Annotated in this window: 19 protein-coding genes; 5 read left to right on the plus strand and 14 right to left on the minus strand. The window is 38.7% G+C overall.

All coding sequences use genetic code 11. The features are described from left to right. Positions 1–3 precede the first annotated feature (3 nt). Positions 4–594, plus strand: coding sequence for a phosphoheptose isomerase (locus A6E03_RS17815; RefSeq protein ID WP_065591377.1), 591 nt, complete (start codon positions 4–6; stop codon positions 592–594). Positions 595–602: 8 nt separating this feature from the next. After that, positions 603–1,190: a BON domain-containing protein gene (locus A6E03_RS17820; protein ID WP_065601426.1), complete on the plus strand. Its 588-nt coding sequence runs from the start codon at positions 603–605 to the stop codon at positions 1,188–1,190. An 81-nt stretch (positions 1,191–1,271) separates the two neighbouring features. Here A6E03_RS17820 and sspB read toward each other — a convergent pair whose 3' ends face one another. The 8 genes from sspB to zapE all read right to left on the minus strand — a co-directional run bounded on the left by sspB (position 1,272) and on the right by zapE (position 7,738). Further along, on the minus strand, positions 1,272–1,733 hold the full coding sequence (sspB, locus tag A6E03_RS17825) for a ClpXP protease specificity-enhancing factor (protein WP_065591379.1): 462 nt from the start codon (positions 1,731–1,733) through the stop codon (positions 1,272–1,274). After that, complete coding sequence (gene sspA, locus A6E03_RS17830) at positions 1,733–2,368, minus strand: stringent starvation protein SspA (RefSeq protein WP_065591380.1); 636 nt, start codon at positions 2,366–2,368, stop codon at positions 1,733–1,735. Before sspA ends, sspB begins: the two co-directional genes overlap by 1 nt. Positions 2,369–2,524: 156 nt before the next feature. Then, entirely contained in the window at positions 2,525–3,262 is a 738-nt protein-coding gene (locus A6E03_RS17835) for a cytochrome c1 (RefSeq protein ID WP_065591381.1), read from the minus strand. Further along, positions 3,259–4,527 (minus strand): cytochrome bc complex cytochrome b subunit, encoded by a 1,269-nt coding sequence (locus A6E03_RS17840; protein WP_012551116.1) that lies wholly within the window; start codon positions 4,525–4,527, stop codon positions 3,259–3,261. The genes A6E03_RS17835 and A6E03_RS17840 overlap by 4 nt, the downstream gene beginning before the upstream one ends. Continuing rightward, on the minus strand, positions 4,527–5,120 hold the full coding sequence (petA, locus tag A6E03_RS17845) for a ubiquinol-cytochrome c reductase iron-sulfur subunit (RefSeq protein ID WP_023604180.1): 594 nt from the start codon (positions 5,118–5,120) through the stop codon (positions 4,527–4,529). The genes A6E03_RS17840 and petA overlap by 1 nt, the downstream gene beginning before the upstream one ends. Positions 5,121–5,516: 396 nt before the next feature. After that, positions 5,517–5,909 (minus strand): 30S ribosomal protein S9, encoded by a 393-nt coding sequence (gene rpsI / locus A6E03_RS17850; protein ID WP_012551118.1) that lies wholly within the window; start codon positions 5,907–5,909, stop codon positions 5,517–5,519. Positions 5,910–5,924: 15 nt separating this feature from the next. Further along, entirely contained in the window at positions 5,925–6,353 is a 429-nt protein-coding gene (gene rplM / locus A6E03_RS17855) for a 50S ribosomal protein L13 (RefSeq protein ID WP_012551119.1), read from the minus strand. A gap of 278 nt (positions 6,354–6,631) precedes the next feature. After that, complete coding sequence (gene zapE, locus A6E03_RS17860; protein WP_065601427.1) at positions 6,632–7,738, minus strand: cell division protein ZapE; 1,107 nt, start codon at positions 7,736–7,738, stop codon at positions 6,632–6,634. 126 nt (positions 7,739–7,864) lie between these two features. Between zapE and zapG the strand changes: the two genes are divergently transcribed. Together zapG and degS are read left to right on the plus strand one after the other, a co-directional pair. Then, a complete protein-coding gene (gene zapG, locus A6E03_RS17865) occupies positions 7,865–8,320 on the plus strand; it encodes a Z-ring associated protein ZapG (RefSeq protein WP_065591383.1) in 456 nt (151 codons plus the stop codon). Between the two features lie 204 nt (positions 8,321–8,524). Next, on the plus strand, positions 8,525–9,592 hold the full coding sequence (gene degS / locus A6E03_RS17870; protein WP_065591384.1) for an outer membrane-stress sensor serine endopeptidase DegS: 1,068 nt from the start codon (positions 8,525–8,527) through the stop codon (positions 9,590–9,592). 78 nt (positions 9,593–9,670) lie between these two features. Here degS and parC read toward each other — a convergent pair whose 3' ends face one another. The 6 genes from parC to nudF form a co-directional block, all read right to left on the minus strand. Next, positions 9,671–11,944 carry a DNA topoisomerase IV subunit A gene (gene parC / locus A6E03_RS17875; RefSeq protein ID WP_065601428.1) on the minus strand — a complete coding sequence of 758 codons (2,274 nt, stop codon included), beginning with the start codon at positions 11,942–11,944 and terminating at the stop codon, positions 9,671–9,673. 3 nt (positions 11,945–11,947) lie between these two features. After that, entirely contained in the window at positions 11,948–13,828 is a 1,881-nt protein-coding gene (gene parE / locus A6E03_RS17880; RefSeq protein ID WP_065601429.1) for a DNA topoisomerase IV subunit B, read from the minus strand. Positions 13,829–13,971: 143 nt separating this feature from the next. Then, complete coding sequence (yqiA, locus tag A6E03_RS17885; protein ID WP_065601430.1) at positions 13,972–14,556, minus strand: esterase YqiA; 585 nt, start codon at positions 14,554–14,556, stop codon at positions 13,972–13,974. 1 nt (position 14,557) lies between these two features. After that, positions 14,558–15,382 carry a 3',5'-cyclic-AMP phosphodiesterase gene (cpdA, locus tag A6E03_RS17890; protein ID WP_065591388.1) on the minus strand — a complete coding sequence of 275 codons (825 nt, stop codon included), beginning with the start codon at positions 15,380–15,382 and terminating at the stop codon, positions 14,558–14,560. A gap of 26 nt (positions 15,383–15,408) precedes the next feature. Continuing rightward, complete coding sequence (locus tag A6E03_RS17895) at positions 15,409–15,828, minus strand: DUF1249 family protein (protein WP_065591389.1); 420 nt, start codon at positions 15,826–15,828, stop codon at positions 15,409–15,411. Positions 15,829–15,832: 4 nt separating this feature from the next. Then, complete coding sequence (nudF, locus tag A6E03_RS17900; RefSeq protein WP_065601431.1) at positions 15,833–16,468, minus strand: ADP-ribose diphosphatase; 636 nt, start codon at positions 16,466–16,468, stop codon at positions 15,833–15,835. A 230-nt stretch (positions 16,469–16,698) separates the two neighbouring features. On the opposite strand from nudF, the gene tolC reads away from it, so the two are divergent. Beyond that, positions 16,699–18,024, plus strand: a complete 1,326-nt coding sequence (gene tolC, locus A6E03_RS17905; RefSeq protein ID WP_065591391.1) for an outer membrane channel protein TolC — start codon at positions 16,699–16,701, stop codon at positions 18,022–18,024. Positions 18,025–18,555 lie beyond the last annotated feature (531 nt).

Raw genomic sequence — 18,555 nt, forward strand, 5'->3', positions numbered from 1 at the left:
ACAATGCTAGAACACATCAAAGAAAGCTTTACTGAAAGTATTCAAATTCAAATCGCGGCAGCTGAAGCGCTTCCTGATCATATAATGCATGCTTCTCAAGCGATGGTTGCAACCTTATTAAATGGCAATAAGATTTTATGTTGTGGTAATGGTGGTTCTGCATCTAACGCACAGCAATTCGCATCATGTTTATTAAATCGCTTTGAAACAGAACGTCCGAGCTTACCTGCGATGGCGCTCACCGCAGATACTTCAACGTTAACAGCAATTGCCAATGATTATAATTACGCTGAAATCTTTTCTAAGCAAGTCAGAGCTCTAGGTCAACCTGGGGACATTTTACTTGTTCTTTCTACTAGTGGTAATAGCCAAGACATCCTAAAGGCGATGGAAGCAGCGGTAAGCCGTGATATGACAATTATTGCACTTACTGGTATGGATGGAGGGGTCATGGCTGGTTTACTCGGTGAATCAGATGTAGAGATTAGAATCCCATCTCATCGAGTTGCTCGCATTCAAGAAGTCCATCTTTTAACTTTACATTGTATTTGTGATCTTGTTGATCAGGTTCTTTTCCCACAACATACTGAGTAATTATTCCTATGAAACTAGTAAAACTAAGCGCACTTTTACTTTCTGCTGTTTTATTACAAGGTTGCGCCGGTTTATTTATCGCAGGGGCCGCTACAACCGCCTCTGTGGTAACAGACAACCGCTCAATGAAAGGTCAACTCTCTGATAAAAATTTATCATTAGAAGTAACCGGACTAGCCAATAAATCGCCTTATCAGTATAACATGCGAGTAAATGCGATTGCCTATGATGGAAAAATACTTCTAATGGGGCAAGCTAAAGATGCCGAAATAAATCAAAAGTTTGAGTCACAAATTAAAGCAATGAGTGGTGTTAATACCGTTTATAACCAAATTCGAATTCGCCCTTTATTAACGTTTACACAAGTGAATAACGACAGTTGGATTACAACAAAAGTGAAATCATCTTTACTTGCAAAGTCTGAATTAAATGGCATTAAAGTAAGTGTATTTACAGAGGCTCAAGAAGTATTTTTAGTCGGATTTGTGACAGAAGAGCAAGGTGATATTGCTGCTGATGTAGCTCGTAATATTACAGGTGTAAAAGGTGTTATAAAAGCCTTTGAATACGGGCAAGGCGGCAGCGTAGAAAAATAACATTTCAAATCAATAATATAGAACGAATAAAAAAGCCTGCATAATGCAGGCTTTTTAGTACAATTAATTTAATAGCTGAAACTATTTAACTACTCGTAAACTTGGACGACCAGTAGGGCGTGGGGACTCAATTTTATCTTCTACCGAAGTACTGAGTTCTGAAGTTGGACTTAACATCTCTTCTTCAAAAACACCTTCATTAGACGTTAATTCATAAGCATCTTCTGGCTCAAACATAGTCCCTGCACCATTTTCACGGGCATAGATAGCTTGAATTGCATAAAGAGGGAGAATTAATGAGTGTGGACGACCACCGAAGCGAGCGTTAAATGTTACCGCTTCATTACCCATTTCTAAATTACCAACAGAGTGTGGTGCTACGTTTAAAACGATTTGACCATCTTGAACAAACTCTTCTGGAACTCGAACACCATTCATTGTTGCATCAACAACAAGATGAGGTGTTAACTCATTATCCACTATCCATTCATAGAAAGCTCGTAACAAGTATGGGCGACGCGGCATCATTGAACTCATATCCATTAGTTAGTTAGACGCATTTCACGCTCAGCTTCTGTTAACGAAGCTAGGAATGAATCACGTTCAAATACACGGCTCATATAAATTTTAAGTTCTTTTGCACCAGGACCTGATAATTCAATACCCATTGATGGCAAACGCCATAATAACGGAGCTAAATAACAGTCAACTAGGCTAAACTCATCACTCATAAAGTAAGTGTATTCAGCAAAAATTGGACCTAACATTAATAAGTCATTACGCAGCTTTGCACGAGCGGCTTCAGCTTCTTCAAAAGAACCACCTTCAACAATCTTTGCTAATGAATACCAGTTAGTTTCAACACGGTGCATCATTAAACGGCTGTTACCTCGAGCGACAGGGTAAACAGGCATCAATGGCGGATGAGGAAAACGCTCATCTAAATATTCCATGATGATATTTGAGTTGTATAAAGCAAGCTCACGATCAACTAGTGTAGGTACAGTTTTGTAAGGGTTTAACTCTACAAGTTCTGCAGGCAAGTTGGATGGTTCAACCAATTCAACTTCAACACTTACTCCTTTCTCAGCCAATACAATGCGTACTTGGTGACTGTACATGTCAGAAGCGTCTGAAAAAAGCGTCATTACTGAGCGTTTGTTGGCAGCAACAGCCATTGAGCCCTCCGGTATTTATCTAAGGAGCAAAAAGCACCATTTTCTGGTGCCAGTCAGCTAATTTTTTTATAACATTCGTATAAAAATAAATAGTGACACAAAAACAATGGAGGCAGAGCCTCCATTGCATACAATTAACGACCTAGAATATCACGATTAATGGACATCGCGCCAATATTCTTTCTTAAGTAAATAACAAACAAAAGCGAATATCACTAGGAACCCCATCACCCACCAACCTAAACGATGACGCTCAAGCTGAACTGGATCACCTGAATACTCCAAGAAATTAACTAAATCGCGCACAGAGTCATCAAACTCTCCGACCGTTAACTCACCAGTACCATCAGATTCCACACCAATAACCGTTTTATGTTCAACACCATCAACAACAGTGGTTTCATAAATAGGGGTTGTTACGCCTTGCATTTCTTGAAGAACGTGCGGCATACCTACACTTGGGAATACCATGTTATTCACACCAAATGGACGTGTTGGGTCAGCATAGAACGTGCGTAAATAGGTATATAACCAATCAGTACCACGAACGCGAGCCACAAGCGTTAGGTCCGGTGGCGGAGCACCAAACCAATTAGCAGCCTGTTTTTCTGGAATCGCATTTTCCATCAAATCACCAATTTTGGCATTTGGATCAAAAACAAGATTATCCATCATTAAGTCAACAGGGATCCCAAGATCTTCCGCTACTCTTCCATAACGTTGGTATTGAGTTGAATGACAACCTGCGCAATAGTTCATAAATAACTTGGCACCATTTTGAAGTGATGCTTGGTCACGGATATCATTATTTGCTTTATCTAATGGGACGCTCGCTCCAGCAGCCATTGCCATTGATGGCAACAAAGCAAAAAGTACTAAAATCAACTTTTTCATTTGAATGTCACCCTTTCTGGTAATGGTTTTGTTTTTTCATTTTTACTGTAAACAAACAAAAGAACAAAGAACATAAAGTAAGTTAAGCTGAATATCTGAGCTAGCAATGTATACAGTGACGTTGCAGGTAATGAACCCAAAACACCAAGAGCAATAAAGCTCACTGTAAATTGCGCAATATTAAGTAAATGCAACTTACTACGGTAACGGTACGACCTTACTTTACAGCGATCCAACCAAGGAAGAAGGAACAGCACAACAATTGAAGCACCCATAGCTGCAACACCGATTAACTTATCAGGAACAGCACGCAAGATTGCATAAAATGGAGTGAAGTACCACACAGGGGCAATATGCTCTGGCGTTTTCAGTGGATTTGCTGCTTCAAAGTTTGGTCCTTCTAAGAAGTAACCACCCATTTCAGGATTAAAGAATAATACATAACAAAAGAAGAATAAGAAGCCAGCAACACCGATCATATCTTTTACCGTTCCATAAGGATGGAAAGGAACTGAATCAATAATGTTGTACTTCTTCGTATAATACTCATGGAATTTAAATTGAGTTTTATGCTCACCCTTGTCATCTTTCGCTTTTGGTTTTTTAAGTTCAATCCCATCTGGGTTGTTTGACCCTACTTCATGCAAAGCAAGAACATGTAGAACAACTAAAAGCAATAAGACAATCGGCAAAGCGATAACGTGTAAGGCAAAGAAACGGTTGAGCGTCGCACCCGAGATAACATAATCACCACGGATCCACAGTGTTAAATCATCACCAATAACAGGGATAGCACCAAACAGAGAGATAATAACTTGAGCTCCCCAGTAAGACATTTGTCCCCATGGTAATAAATACCCCATGAAAGCTTCAGCCATTAACACTAAGAAAATCAACATACCAAATAACCACAACAGTTCACGTGGCTTCTGATAAGAGCCGTAAATTAAACCGCGGTACATATGAAGATAAACCACAACAAAGAAAGCTGACGCCCCAGTGGAGTGCATATAACGTAATAGCCAACCGTAATCGACATCACGCATGATGTATTCAACAGAAGCAAATGCCCCCTCTCCAGAAGGAACATAATTCATTGTTAACCAAATACCCGTAATTAACTGATTAACGAGTACAAGCATTGCTAATGAGCCAAAAAAGTACCAAAAGTTAAAGTTTTTCGGCATTGGATATTCAGATAAATGCTTTTTATAGGCATTCATTGCAGGTAGACGTTTTTCTACCCAATCAAGTAATGGTTGCATTAGGCTTCCCCTCCGTCATCAACCCCAATTAGGATACGAGTATCACTAAGGTACATGTGTTTTGGCACCACGAGATTCAATGGTGCAGGTACGCCTTGAAATACTCGACCTGCCATATCAAATTTAGACCCATGGCATGGACAGAAGAAACCAGAGTTAACTCCTTTAACTTGCTCACTAAAACTGTCAGGTAAATAGGTAGGTGAACAACCAAGATGAGTACAAATACCAACGGCTAAAAATATCTCAGGTTTAATTGAGCGATATGCATTCTGTGCATATTGAGGTTGCTGCTCTTCGCCTGAAGAAGGATCTCTAAGTTGTCCGTCAATTTCAGTTAATGATTGCAGAAGTGCTTCTGAACGACGAACTACCCATACAGGCTTACCTCGCCACTCAACACGAACCATTTGTCCGTTTTCAAGTTTACTAATGTCGACTTCTACCGGCGCACCAGCGGCTTTCGCTCGCGCACTCGGGTTCCAAGATTTAATAAAAGGTACGGCCACCGCTGCAGCTCCTAAACCACCAACAACAGCTGTTGTTGCAGTCAAGAAACGACGTCGACCATTACTCACTGGCGCATTGCTCATCCAACTTTCTCCCATGTGCTCTTTATATAGTTTTTATTATGTCCATACATTGTCGAGCTACGGCTAACTTTTTAAGGTGTGATACAACAGAATATTGATGTCCAAAGCTTTAAATAAAAGCTAATAACTTGTTCATTATTATTACACCGTTGTTTTAACCCATAAATGATAAAGAAATCCTTACTTTTTGACAAGGTAAAGCTACTTTTTTGCAACATTTGTGAACTAGATTTACTTTTTACGTCGAGATAGGAGAAATGATAAGAAAAGAGGAAAGGATTCAAGGACTAAAGATGTTTACACCTCACAAAAACAAAAAAAGCCCAGCATAAATGCTGAGCTTTTTCCACAATAACCAAAGTAGCTTTGAAACAAAGCCACTTGGTAAGCGTAATATTAACGCTTAGAGAATTGTGGTTTCTTACGTGCTTTACGTAGACCAACTTTCTTACGTTCAACGCAACGAGCGTCACGCGTAACATAGCCAGCAGCACGTAGTGCAGGACGTAATGTTTCATCGAATTGCATAAGCGCACGTGTGATACCGTGACGGATCGCACCAGCTTGACCAGAAATACCACCACCAGAAACAGTGATGAATAGGTCTAGTTTATCAGTCATTTCAACTAGCTCTAGAGGTTGGTTAACAACCATACGTGCTGTTGGACGACCAAAGTAAACTTCAAGGCTACGCTTGTTGATTACGATGTTGCCAGTACCCGGTTTGATAAAAACACGAGCTGCTGAACTTTTACGGCGACCAGTGCCGTAGTATTGATTCTCTGCCATTGCCATGATCCTCGGTTAAATGTCTAGTACTTGTGGTTGTTGAGCACTGTGGTTATGTTCAACGCCAGCGTAAACTTTAAGTTTACGGTACATAGCACGACCAAGAGGACCACGTGGAAGCATACCTTTAACAGCTAATTCAATAACCATTTCAGGTTTACGATCAATCAGTTTCTCGAAAGAAATAGATTTTAGACCGCCTGGGAACTCTGAGTGGCGGTAGTAGATCTTGCCAGCTGCTTTGTTACCAGTTACGCGAACTTTCTCTGCGTTGATAACGATGATGTAATCACCAGTATCTACGTGAGGAGTGTATTCTGCTTTATGCTTGCCACGTAGGCGAGATGCGATTTCAGTTGCGATACGACCAAGAGTTTTCCCTTCAGCGTCTACAACATACCAGTCACGCTTTACAGCGGCTGGTTTAGCAACGAAAGTTTTCATGCTAATGATACCCGTTATTAAATAAATTCACTGATTAGGAGCTTTCGCTCCCACTGTATATTTTCGAGCCCAGTCATCACCCCTTCGAGTGGTTGGCACTCTTGGCTATTAAGCCAGTACAGTAACGGTGGGTCGGAGGATTATAGTGAAGCATGAAGAAAAAATCACCTTTTTTTTGAAGATTTTTCACATATCAGTAAAAAGCATTAAAAAAAATGAAATTTGAGCCTTATCACACTAAATAAATACGTTAACAAAAGAAAATTATCTCATTTCGACTAAGATAAATGTTCTTTTGCTAGATACTCATGGCTTTGCATTTCAATCAACCTTGACTGACAACGTTTAAATTCAAAGGTTAATCGTCCATTTTGATATAAATCAGCTAATTGGACTTCCGCTGAAATGATTAATTTCACGTTTCGATCATAAAACTCATCAACCATGGCAATAAAACGACGAGCCGCATCGTCATTGAGCTCTCCCATGACCTTAACGTTAGAAAGAAGAACCGTATGGTACAAACGAGACAATTCAATGTAATCATGTTGACTGCGCGCACTTTCACATAAAGAAATGAATTCAAAATGCACAACCCCATCACCTTCCGCATTTACGGGCAATATCCGATGATTAATTTCTATCTCTTTTTCTTCATGTTCTGTTTCTGACGTTAACCGATGGAAATAATCCAACATGTTTTGTTGAGCGAAGCTGTCGAGAGGGAAATGATAGATTTCCGCTTGCTCTAACGTTCTTAAGCGATAATCAATGCCACTGTCCACATTAACAATCTGGCAGTGTTGTTCGATCAACGTAATAGCAGGAATAAAGCGCGCTCTTTGCAACCCATTTCGATATAGGTCCTGAGGGATGATATTTGATGTGGCAACAAGAGTAATACCTCGTTCAAATAATGCTTCTAATAATGTCGCTAATATCATTGCATCGGTAATATCAGAAACGAAGAATTCATCGAAGCAAATAATATCAGTTTCTTGCTTAAATTTATCAGCCACGATCAGCAATGGATCCGCTTGTTGTTTAAGTTCACCAAGCTCATCATGCACTCGCTGCATAAACCGATGGAAGTGCACTCGCATTTTACGTTCAGTAGGTAAAGCATCGTAAAAAGTATCAACTAGGTACGTTTTTCCTCTCCCTACCCCTCCCCAAAAATACAATCCTTTTTCTGGAACCACTTGTTGAGGTTCTTTTTTTCTAAAAATATGCCTCCATGTTTTTTTAACATCAGTTAAAGGAACTTTTGGTTCAGTTAAGCGTCGATATAACTCATCTAAATGTTCAACCGCCTGTTGTTGAGCATTATCATGATGAAAGTTGTCCTGTTGTAAATCGAGATTATATTTTTCTAATGGTGTCATCAGTTTTAATCTTTTCTTTTGTTGATTGACTGGCTTCATAGTAGCATGATCTCAATACACTCGATGAGTGGGCTAACTCACAGTTACGTCGACTCATCACTCTAAATAAATGATAAGGAGCACTTCATGGCTTGGACCTATGCCTTAATTGGCTTAGCCGTTGGTATTATTATTGGTTTTATAATTTCTCGAGTTACGGTACCTGGTATCAAAGAACAAAAATCATTAAAACAAGATTTAGAAAAATCAAAATATGAATTAGAACAATACCGACAAGAACTTGTAGACCACTTCGCTACAAGTGCAACAATGTTAGAAGCATTAGCTAAAGACTTTAATAAAATGTATGACCATATGGCTGCGACCTCAAAAGAACTCATGCCTAACTTACCAGAACAAGATAACCCATTTTCAGCTCGTTTAGATGAAATGACACTTTCGCCTGAGCTGAACAAAAAAGTCGCTCATATAAAAGAAGAAGTAAATAAACAACCAAAAGATTATGCAAATGGTGCAACTGGTCTATTTAAAGATGAGTCCGTTGTCGAGAGTAGCGTAAAAAAAGAAGATAAAATCGTATAGCATCTCTATTATTACGATCTTTCATGAAGGTTTCTCAATCATATATACTCGTTACTTACAGTAGTATGTTTTGATACTGAAACCTTTATTCATTTTTAATCCATTAAATTTACCGATTCAATCCCAAATTCAATCCCTACTTTTTATAGACGTTCAATGTTATCCTAACTCACTATTTTTGGATTTTTAAAGGTTAGGAAGGCAATGCTTTCATTCTTATTGCGCTCAGCTATTATTGGTACCGTAACCGCTACAGTACTACTATTTGCATTTCCTAATCTTCGCTCATCAATTACCACAGAACAAAATCCCACAGAACAAAATGCACAACAAATTAGTAATCAAATTTCATTTAATTACGCAGTTCGCCGCGCAGCACCGGCTGTCGTTAATATTTATAGTCGAAAATACAACGATAAAGATCGTTTACGTTTAGATACTGAAGGATTAGGATCTGGGGTTATTGTTAGTGATAAAGGCTATATTATTACTAATTATCATGTCGTTGCAGATGCTGACCAAGTAATTGTAGCCCTTCAAGATGGTCGTTTGTTTAATTCACAGTTGGTTGGTAAAGATAAGCGAACCGATCTCGCTGTTCTTCAAATTAAAGATACTAATCTTCCTGTCATCCCCTTAAACCCTAATTACCAAGCCGATATTGGTGACGTAGTATTGGCGATTGGCAATCCTTATAATTTAGGACAAACCACTACATTTGGTATTATTTCTGCAACCGGTCGTGCTGCACTAAGTTCAGATGGCACGCAAGGGCTCATTCAAACAGATGCCGCAATTAATCGCGGTAATTCAGGTGGAGCGCTCGTCAATACTCGAGGAGAATTAGTCGGAATCAATACAGCTTCATTCCAACAAACTACAGAACTCGAAACCTATGGTATTTCTTTTGCAATACCTTACGCTCTTGCCGATAAAATAATGCGCCGTCTCATTGCTGATGGCCAAGTTATTCGTGGTTATATTGGTATTGATGGCCGTGATATTAATCCGGCAATGGCTCGCCTAATGAATGCCGATAACATTAACGGTATTTTAGTTTTAGGTGTCTCGCCAAATAGCCCAGCTGAAAAAAGTGGTATTGAAACACAAGATATTATTACCAGTATTGATGGGAAAAGTGTTCTTAATCGACAAAATGTCACTGATATCGTCACTGAACTTCGCCCTGGAACCGAAGTAGATGTTGATATTATTCGGAAAGGTGTCGCTCAAATTATCAAGGTGACTATTGAAGAGTCACCCTCAAATTAACTCATTTTAATTTTAATCAAAAAAATAGCGCATTCATCATGCGCTATTTTTATATTCAGCTATTAAACTTATTAATTATTATTCACTGTCTTCTATCGAAGTACTTTCACCATTTATATCAATTCGAGTCACTCGTTGTAAACCTCTAGGTAATAAGCTGCCACGACGACCACGTTCACCTCTAAAGTTATCAAGATCAGTTGATTTCAAACCTAACTTACGCTTACCAGCATACAAGGTAATTGTTGCACCTTGCGGTAAAGGTAATAAGTGAGATAAGAATTCATCACGAGATTTAGACCGTGCAGCTGGAATATTAATAATTTTATTTCCTTTACCTTTGCTTAATTGAGGTAAATCTTTAATTGGAAATAATAACATCCGCCCTTCATTGGTAATCGCTAAGATTTCATCATTATCTAAGTCAGCAACGGTTTCAGGGTTCATCACTAAAGCATTTTCAGGAAGAGTCAGTAATGTTTTACCGTTTTTGTTTTTCGATAATAAATCACTACCTTTACAGACAAAACCATAACCCGCATCAGAACTGATTAACCACGTTTGATCTTCTTCCCCCATAATCACATGCGTAATTTGGCTGCCAGCAGTAATATTTAGACGACCTGTAATTGGCTCACCTTGGCTTCTTGCTGACGGTAATGTATGTGATTCAAGCGCATAACTTCGTCCATTATTACTGATAAATACCGCTGGTGCATTACTTTTGCCATGAGCATGAGTAAGGTATTTATCACCGGATTTAAAGTTTAGCGTTTTTGGATCAACCTCATGGCCTTTTGCATGACGTATCCAACCTTTATCAGAAAGAATAACCGTAATCGCTTCACTTGGGATTAGATCTCGTTCGGTCATTGCTTTCGCTTCTTCACGTTCAATTAATGGAGAGCGACGATCATCACCAAACTTTTCAGCATCGGCTAAGATTTCTTTCTTAATTAATGTACTTAAACGACGCTCAGAACCCAACAGTTTCTCAAGTTGATCACGCTCTTTCGCTAATTCATCTTGCTCACCACGGATCTTAATCTCTTCCAGTTTTGCTAACTGACGAAGTTTAATCTCTAAAATGGCTTCAGCTTGAATCGCGGTTAAATCAAAGCGAGTCATTAACTCGTGTTTAGGATCGTCTTCTGTACGAATAATTTCGATAACTTCATCGATATTCAAATACGCAGCAAGTAAACCATCTAAAATATGCAAACGCGCTAATATTTTATCCAGACGATGCTGCAGACGTTTACGTACCGTGGTGCGACGGAATTCAATCCATTCATTAAGAATGCTAACTAAACCCTTCACCTGTGGACGTAAATCCAAACCAATCATATTCAAGTTTACACGGAAACTCTTTTCAAGATCCGTTGATGCAAACAGATGATTCATTAATGGTTCGGCTTCAATACGATTTGAACGAGGAACAATCACGATACGTGTCGGGTTTTCGTGATCCGATTCATCACGAAGATCGTCTACCATTGGTAACTTCTTCGCTCGCATTTGATTGGCAATTTGTTCTAATAACTTACTGCCCGACACTTGATGTGGCAATGCAGTAATAACAATATCACTGCCTTCTTTATGCCACACTGCGCGCATTTTGACGCTGCCTCGACCCGTACTGTAAATCTTCTTAATATCAGAATGCGATGTGATGATTTCCGCTTCTGTTGGATAATCTGGGCCTTGGATAAAGTTCATCACTTCATCTAAATCCGCTTTTGGATTATCCAATAAATGCACGGTCGCATTCGCAACTTCACGTACATTATGAGGAGGGATATCTGTCGCCATACCAACCGCGATTCCCATAATACCGTTCAGTAATATATGAGGCAGACGTGCTGGTAAGATTTTTGGCTCTTTCATCGTCCCATCAAAGTTGGGCTGCCAATCAACCGTACCTTGGCTTATCTCACCAAGTAATACATCGGCAAACTTAGACAGTTTTGATTCTGTATAACGCATTGCGGCGAACGACTTAGGGTCATCTGGAGCCCCCCAGTTGCCTTGACCATCAACCAATGGATAACGATAAGAAAAAGGTTGAGCCATTAATACCATTGCTTCATAACACGCAGAATCACCATGTGGGTGATACTTACCGAGTACATCACCAACCGTACGTGCCGATTTTTTGTATTTTGCATTCGCAGACAAACCTAATTCAGACATCGCAAAAATAATACGACGTTGAACCGGTTTTAAACCATCACCAATATAAGGTAACGCGCGATCCATGATTACGTACATGGAGTAATTTAGATAAGCGTCTTCTGTAAACTTGCGCAGCGGCAGCTGTTCAACACCTTCTAAGGACATTTCTGCACTCATTTGTTATACCTCTGCCAGATCGCCATTAGATTGTAACCAAGCTCGACGATCGTCAGCACGTTTTTTACCTAAAAGCATATCCATCATTTCATTAGTTTTTTCATCATCATCAATGGTCAGTTGAACAAGACGACGGGTGTTTGGATCCATGGTTGTTTCACGAAGTTGAAGTGGGTTCATCTCACCCAATCCTTTAAATCGTTGAACATTAATTTTTGCACGTTTATTACTTAAACGATCTAACACACCTTCTTTCTCTGCCTCATCAAGAGCGTAGAAAACTTCTTTACCACAGTCGATACGATACAGTGGCGGCATTGCCACATAGACGTGACCAGCACGAACTAAAGACGTGAAGTGTTTTAGATATAAAGCACATAACAATGTTGCGATATGAAGACCATCTGAATCGGCATCGGCTAAGATACACACTTTACCGTAACGTAATCCCGATAAATCGTCTGAATCAGGATCAATACCTAACGCGACTGAAATATTGTGTACCTCTTGAGAGGCTAACACTTGATCCGCAGAGACTTCCCACGTATTAAGAATTTTACCACGTAATGGCATTACCGCTTGGAATTCACGGTCACGAGCTTGCTTAGCAGATCCACCGGCCGAGTCCCCTTCCACTAAGAAAAGTTCGGTACGAGCTAAATCTTGAATTGAGCAATCGGTTAATTTACCTGGTAACGTAGGGCCTGATGCAATTTTCTTACGGACGACTTTTTTCGCAGCACGCATACGACGATGGGCGTTAGCAATACACGCCTCTGCTATCAACTCTGCAATTTGTGGTTTTTCGTTCAACCATAAACTAAAGGCATCTTTAACCACACCAGATATAAACGCAGCACATTGGCGCGATGATAAACGTTCTTTGGTTTGACCCGCAAACTGTGGATCTTGCATCTTAACCGACAAGACGTAAGCACAACGATCCCAAATATCATCTGCGGTTAATTTGACTCCGCGTGGAAGCAAGTTACGGAATTCACAAAACTCACGCATTGCATCAAGAAGTCCTTGGCGCATCCCATTTACGTGTGTACCGCCTTGCGCAGTAGGAATAAGATTAACGTAACTTTCAGAAACTAATTCTCCACCTTCAGGTAACCACGTAACCGCCCAATCAGCCGCCTCGCCTTTACCTAAAAATGCACCAGTGAATGGAATTTCAGGTAATAGGGTATAACCCGCAACACCTTCTAAAAGATAATCTTTTAAACCATCTTCATAACACCATTGGTATTCTTTATCGTTTACTTTATCTTTAAAAACAATTTCTAAACCCGGACATAATACTGCTTTGGCTTTTAAATTATTAACAAGGCGAGAAACCGAAAATTTAGGGGAATCAAAGTAACTGGTATCCGGCCAAAAATGCACACTGGTACCACGATTACGTCGACCACAAGTGCCAACGACAGTTAAGTCAGATACTTTTTCGCCATGCTCAAATGCAATTTCATAGATTTCGCCATCACGACGCACAGTGACTTCTACACGTTTTGATAAGGCATTTACTACTGAAATACCAACTCCATGTAAACCACCTGAGAATTCGTAATTTTTCCCTGAAAATTTACCACCAGCATGAAGCTTACATAAAATAAGCTCCACCCCTGAGATTTTCTCTATAGGGTGAATATCTACAGGCATACCACGCCCGTCATCAATAACTTCAAGTGATTGATCAGCGTGTAAGATTACTTCAACTTTTTTCGCATGTCCGGCTAAAGCTTCATCGACACTGTTATCTATAACTTCTTGCCCTAAATGGTTAGGGCGAGAGGTGTCGGTGTACATACCAGGACGGCGACGAACGGGCTCAAGGCCATTTAGAACCTCAATGGCTCCTGCATTATATTGTTCAGTCATATCTCGGAAGGCTTCTTAAAATTTGTTACATAGTCTGAAAGGGAGGAAGGAAAGTCAAGTAATCGACTCTATTCCTCTTTAAATATGTGGCTTTGTATTAAAGATTGTATAGTTAGTGTGTGTTCACTGTAGATAAACAGTAACTATAAATTTAGAAATTGAATTATTTGTTCTGGATAGCGTTCAAAATCTACAAAACTGTGATCGCCGCCTTTTTCTACTATTTGTTTGCTTTGTGCGTATTTCTCAACAGCCTGACGATAATCTAAAACTTCATCACCTTCTTGCTGTAATAACCACAGATCTTCTGGTGAAGTAAGGGTCGCTATTGCTAATGCTTGTAACTCAGCCATATGCTTCGCTTCAAGAAAATACGTTTCATTCGTGTAAGGGTTAACTTGTTTACCTAAATAATCCGCTAACAACTCGTCAGGTTTAATCGCCGGATTAACTAGGACGGCTTTATAACCATATTGATCATGTAACCATGTTGATAAATACCCACCAAGTGAACTTCCTACTAAACCAATCGTATAGTCAGATCTATATTCTTCAATTAGATTCACTAAAAATTCAGCGGCTTCTTTAGGATAAGAAGGCAAGCGTGGGGTTATAACGCGAATATCAGGACGCTCATTTTTACAATAACGACTCATGATCTGAGCTTTATGTGACAATGGGGAACTGTTAAAACCATGAATGTACAATAATAAACTTGGCTTTTTCATCTTAATATCCTCCTGCATCAGCATCCGCTGAAAAATCACTATGTGCTAGGCGGTGCACTTCTGTATCAATATCACCATTTGGCAGCAAGTTTAAAATTCTCCAGCCTGGTGATTGAGAATCTAATGCAAAATCATCAGAATCAGGAAGGAATTGCACGCAGGTTGATGGTGTAGCAAGTAAGCGAACCCCATTAATCATTAGATCCAATTCCTGATGAATATGACCACATACAACGCCTCGAACATTAGTATGTTTAGCTATAATACTCCACAGGTGCTCATTATCTTTTAATTTATGCTGATCAAGCCATGCGCTACCAGCAGGTAGAGGATGATGATGCAGTAAAATCAAGGAGTGCCGATCTGGATTCAGGGAAAGAGCATTATCTAATAGGTCTAATTGCTCAATAGATAAAAAGCCATGAGGAACACCAACTACTTGGCTATCTAAGATAATTAATTGCCAATTAAGACCAATAAGCACATGTTCAGAGGATTTAATTTGAGGAGATGGTAATACTCCTCCCATACTAGGTTTATAGTCGTGATTCCCAGGCAACCAATAACATGGCTTCTTTAATGGCTTGATGCCATTTACAAAATGTTGATAAGATTGAACGGTATGATCTTGAGAAATATCACCAGTGGCTAAAATTGCATCAAAATCAGGAGTCAACAACTGTACCTGTTCAACTACGCTTTGAAAGCTATATAGCGTAGGTATGCCAAGTAACGCCCCATCTTCGGGCGCAAATAAGTGAGTATCAGTTATCTGTAACAACCGTATTAGGTCGCTTTTATTATTGAGTAGTGTTTCAGAGAGCAAAATAGCTACAACCTTTAAATTCTTTTCTAAAAAATGGGTTCTTGGCTTATTCCATTTTTTAAACAAAACGTCAGCCAGTCACTTAAAAACTGGTTTAATTGGTGCTTCTCATCTTTTTGAAGCATCTTTCCATTTGGGTAATCATACTTTGCTTTAATATATGTAAGCTGTTGACTTCCACATACTTCCGCTACCCTGGCATCGTGATATAGCCTTACCGTCAACTTAGGAAGCGGGTATATCGGTTTCTCATCAATCTGATAAATGTCAACTAATGTAGTATACACAGTCACTTCAATTATTTTTATTTGATATTGTTGCTGACAAACCTTATAGCCAACCAGAGTTCCAATTATTTCATTTCTAGGCAAAAGAGAAACTAATTTCGCATAATTAGTTTCATAAATCCGCATTAAATTGGATAAATCAACATGGTATTTACGCATTTTATTACATATTCCACTGTGATCGTAAACGCGAAATATTCAACTCCAACCACTGAAGAGCAATAATTGAGGCTGCATTCTCAATTATACCACTAGTCACCAAAGCATATGCTTCTTCTCTAGTAAACACATGAACTCGAATATCTTCATTCTCATCATCTAAACCATGAATACCAGTCGCTTTAGATGCATCAGTGCAACCGATAAATACATCTAACTGCTCAGTACACCCTCCAGATGAAGGATAAAAATTCGATATTTTTTCTAAATTAGATACTTTAATTCCGGCCTCTTCATCAGCCTCTCTAATTGCAACTTGTTCAGATGTTTGATCCTTATCTATCATTCCTGCAACAATTTCATATTGCCAAGGGTTATCTGATTCTAACGCCCCGACACGAACCTGTTCAATCAAAATCACTTTGTCTGTAATTGGATCATAAGGTAAAAGAGCAACAGCATGACCTCGTTCAAAAAGTTCGCGGTCAATATACTCGCTCCAACCACCATTAAACAATTTATGGCGAAACGTGATTTTAGTCATATTGAAAAAGCCATTATAAAGCGATTGTTTTGACAAAATATCAACATCATCACGCGTAAATTGATTATTTAATTGTCTATTTGATGATGAACCCATTTATTTTCCTTAATATTTGTACTCTTTTTTATCATTCATAGATATGACGAAAAATGATTAACTAAGAATTAAAGATAATGCTTACATTTTTTTTAGAACCTTTCCAGAAGATTGCAACAAAAAAATTGATACAACGTAAAAAAACGTAATCTTTACAGCTATAATATGTAGAGATAAGGTACACTCTATGTACTATATTATATAAAACAATTTTTGCAGGACAAACCACCATGAGAAAACTGCTTCCACTCTTTATTGGAATGGCATTAGGTAGTTTCAGCTCTTTAGCTGCTGCCGATGACCTTGCGCAAATATACAACCAAGCTAAAGAAAATGATCCTCAACTATTAAGAGCAGCTGCAACTAAAGATGCAGCTTTTGAAGCGGTAAACTCATCTCAAAGTTCGTTATTACCTCAAATTGATTTAACTGCTGGTTACAATATTTTACGTAGCGATGAAGATCTACGTGAAAATGACCGTCTAACTGCGGGTATTAATTTATCTCAAGAACTTTACCAACAATCAAGCTGGGTAAGTTTAGATATTGCAGAAAAAACGGCTCGTCAGGCTGATTCTACTTATGCAGCAGAACAACAAGGTGTTATTTTACGTGTTGCTCAAGCTTACTTTGATGTACTGCGCGCTAATGATAATTTAGAATTTGTTCGTTCAGAAAAAGCGGCAGTAGGCCGTCAACTTGAACAGACTAAACAACGTTTTGATGTTGGTTTATCAGCAATTACCGATGTACACGATGCACAAGCAGAATACGATAGCGTATTAGCAAACGAAGTACTCACTGAAAACCAACTAGTTAACAGCTATGAAGATTTACGAGTCATCACCGGACAAGGTCATACTCAATTAAGTGTGTTAGATACTGAGCGCTTTTCAGCAAGCCCATCTGAGCAATCATCAGATACTTTAATTGACGAAGCTCAACAGAAAAACTTGAGCCTATTAGCTTCTCGTATTAGTGCAGATATCGCAAAAGACAATATATCTCTAGCAAGTTCTGGTCATATGCCATCACTTACCTTTGATGCAGGTTATAACTACACAGATCAAAGTGGTACTAAAAATGGTTTCAATGATGACAGCTACGGAGATATTAATGCAGGTATTAACTTAAACATCCCACTCTATACAGGTGGTAATACAAGTTCATTAACAAGCCAAGCAGAATTCCAATACGTTGCAGCAAGCCAAGCATTAGAAGAAACTTATCGTGAAGTAACCAAAGATGTTCGAGCTTTCAATAACAATATCAATGCCTCTATTGGCGCCTTAAAAGCCTATGAGCAAACTGTTATTTCAGCACAATCTGCATTAGAAGCAACAGAAGCTGGTTTTGATGTTGGTACTCGTACTATTGTTGATGTATTAGATTCAACGCGTCGTTTATATGATGCAAACCGTAACCTAGCAAATGCTCGTTACGATTACATCATCAGTGTACTACAACTTAAACAAGCGGTTGGTACGCTAAGCGAGCAAGATATCATGGATATCAATACGGGTTTAAAAGCAGGAAAAACAACTCAAGCTCAATAATATTGAACTCATCTAATTAGACTTTACTGAAACGCTCGATATTATTATCGAGCGTTTTTGTAAGAGCTATCATATCTTTTCTATCAGCTTATATAATTCCAATATAAACAATTCAAAAAATCAAACGTCAATTAGATCTAAATTCGAAAAAATACCTAAAATAATCAATCTATATTGACATCAGAAACTTTAAATCATAAGTATATGATACTAATCATTTAATGGATTAAGATCAGCTCCACCTAGTAAGAATTAGTTCACATTCACATAGCTATAGAAAGACTCGAGGAAGTATCTTAAGTTTTAAGCAAAGGATAATGCAGTATTTTTATTATCAACAATAGTTGTTACTCTCATGTCAGTGATACTGAAATGACTTTAGTAGAATCGTTATCACTAAAAGTTCCTATAATCAAATCAATTGGAAATGTTAGATCTTTATAGTATTCATAAACTAATTAACTACACTTCGTTATACCTACATGTGGTTACAAATTCATTTACTTTTCTTCAGACGTAAAAAAGCCCTAA

The sequence above is a fragment of the Aliivibrio sp. 1S128 genome, from assembly GCF_001691065.1.
Classification (GTDB): Bacteria; Pseudomonadota; Gammaproteobacteria; order Enterobacterales; family Vibrionaceae; genus Aliivibrio.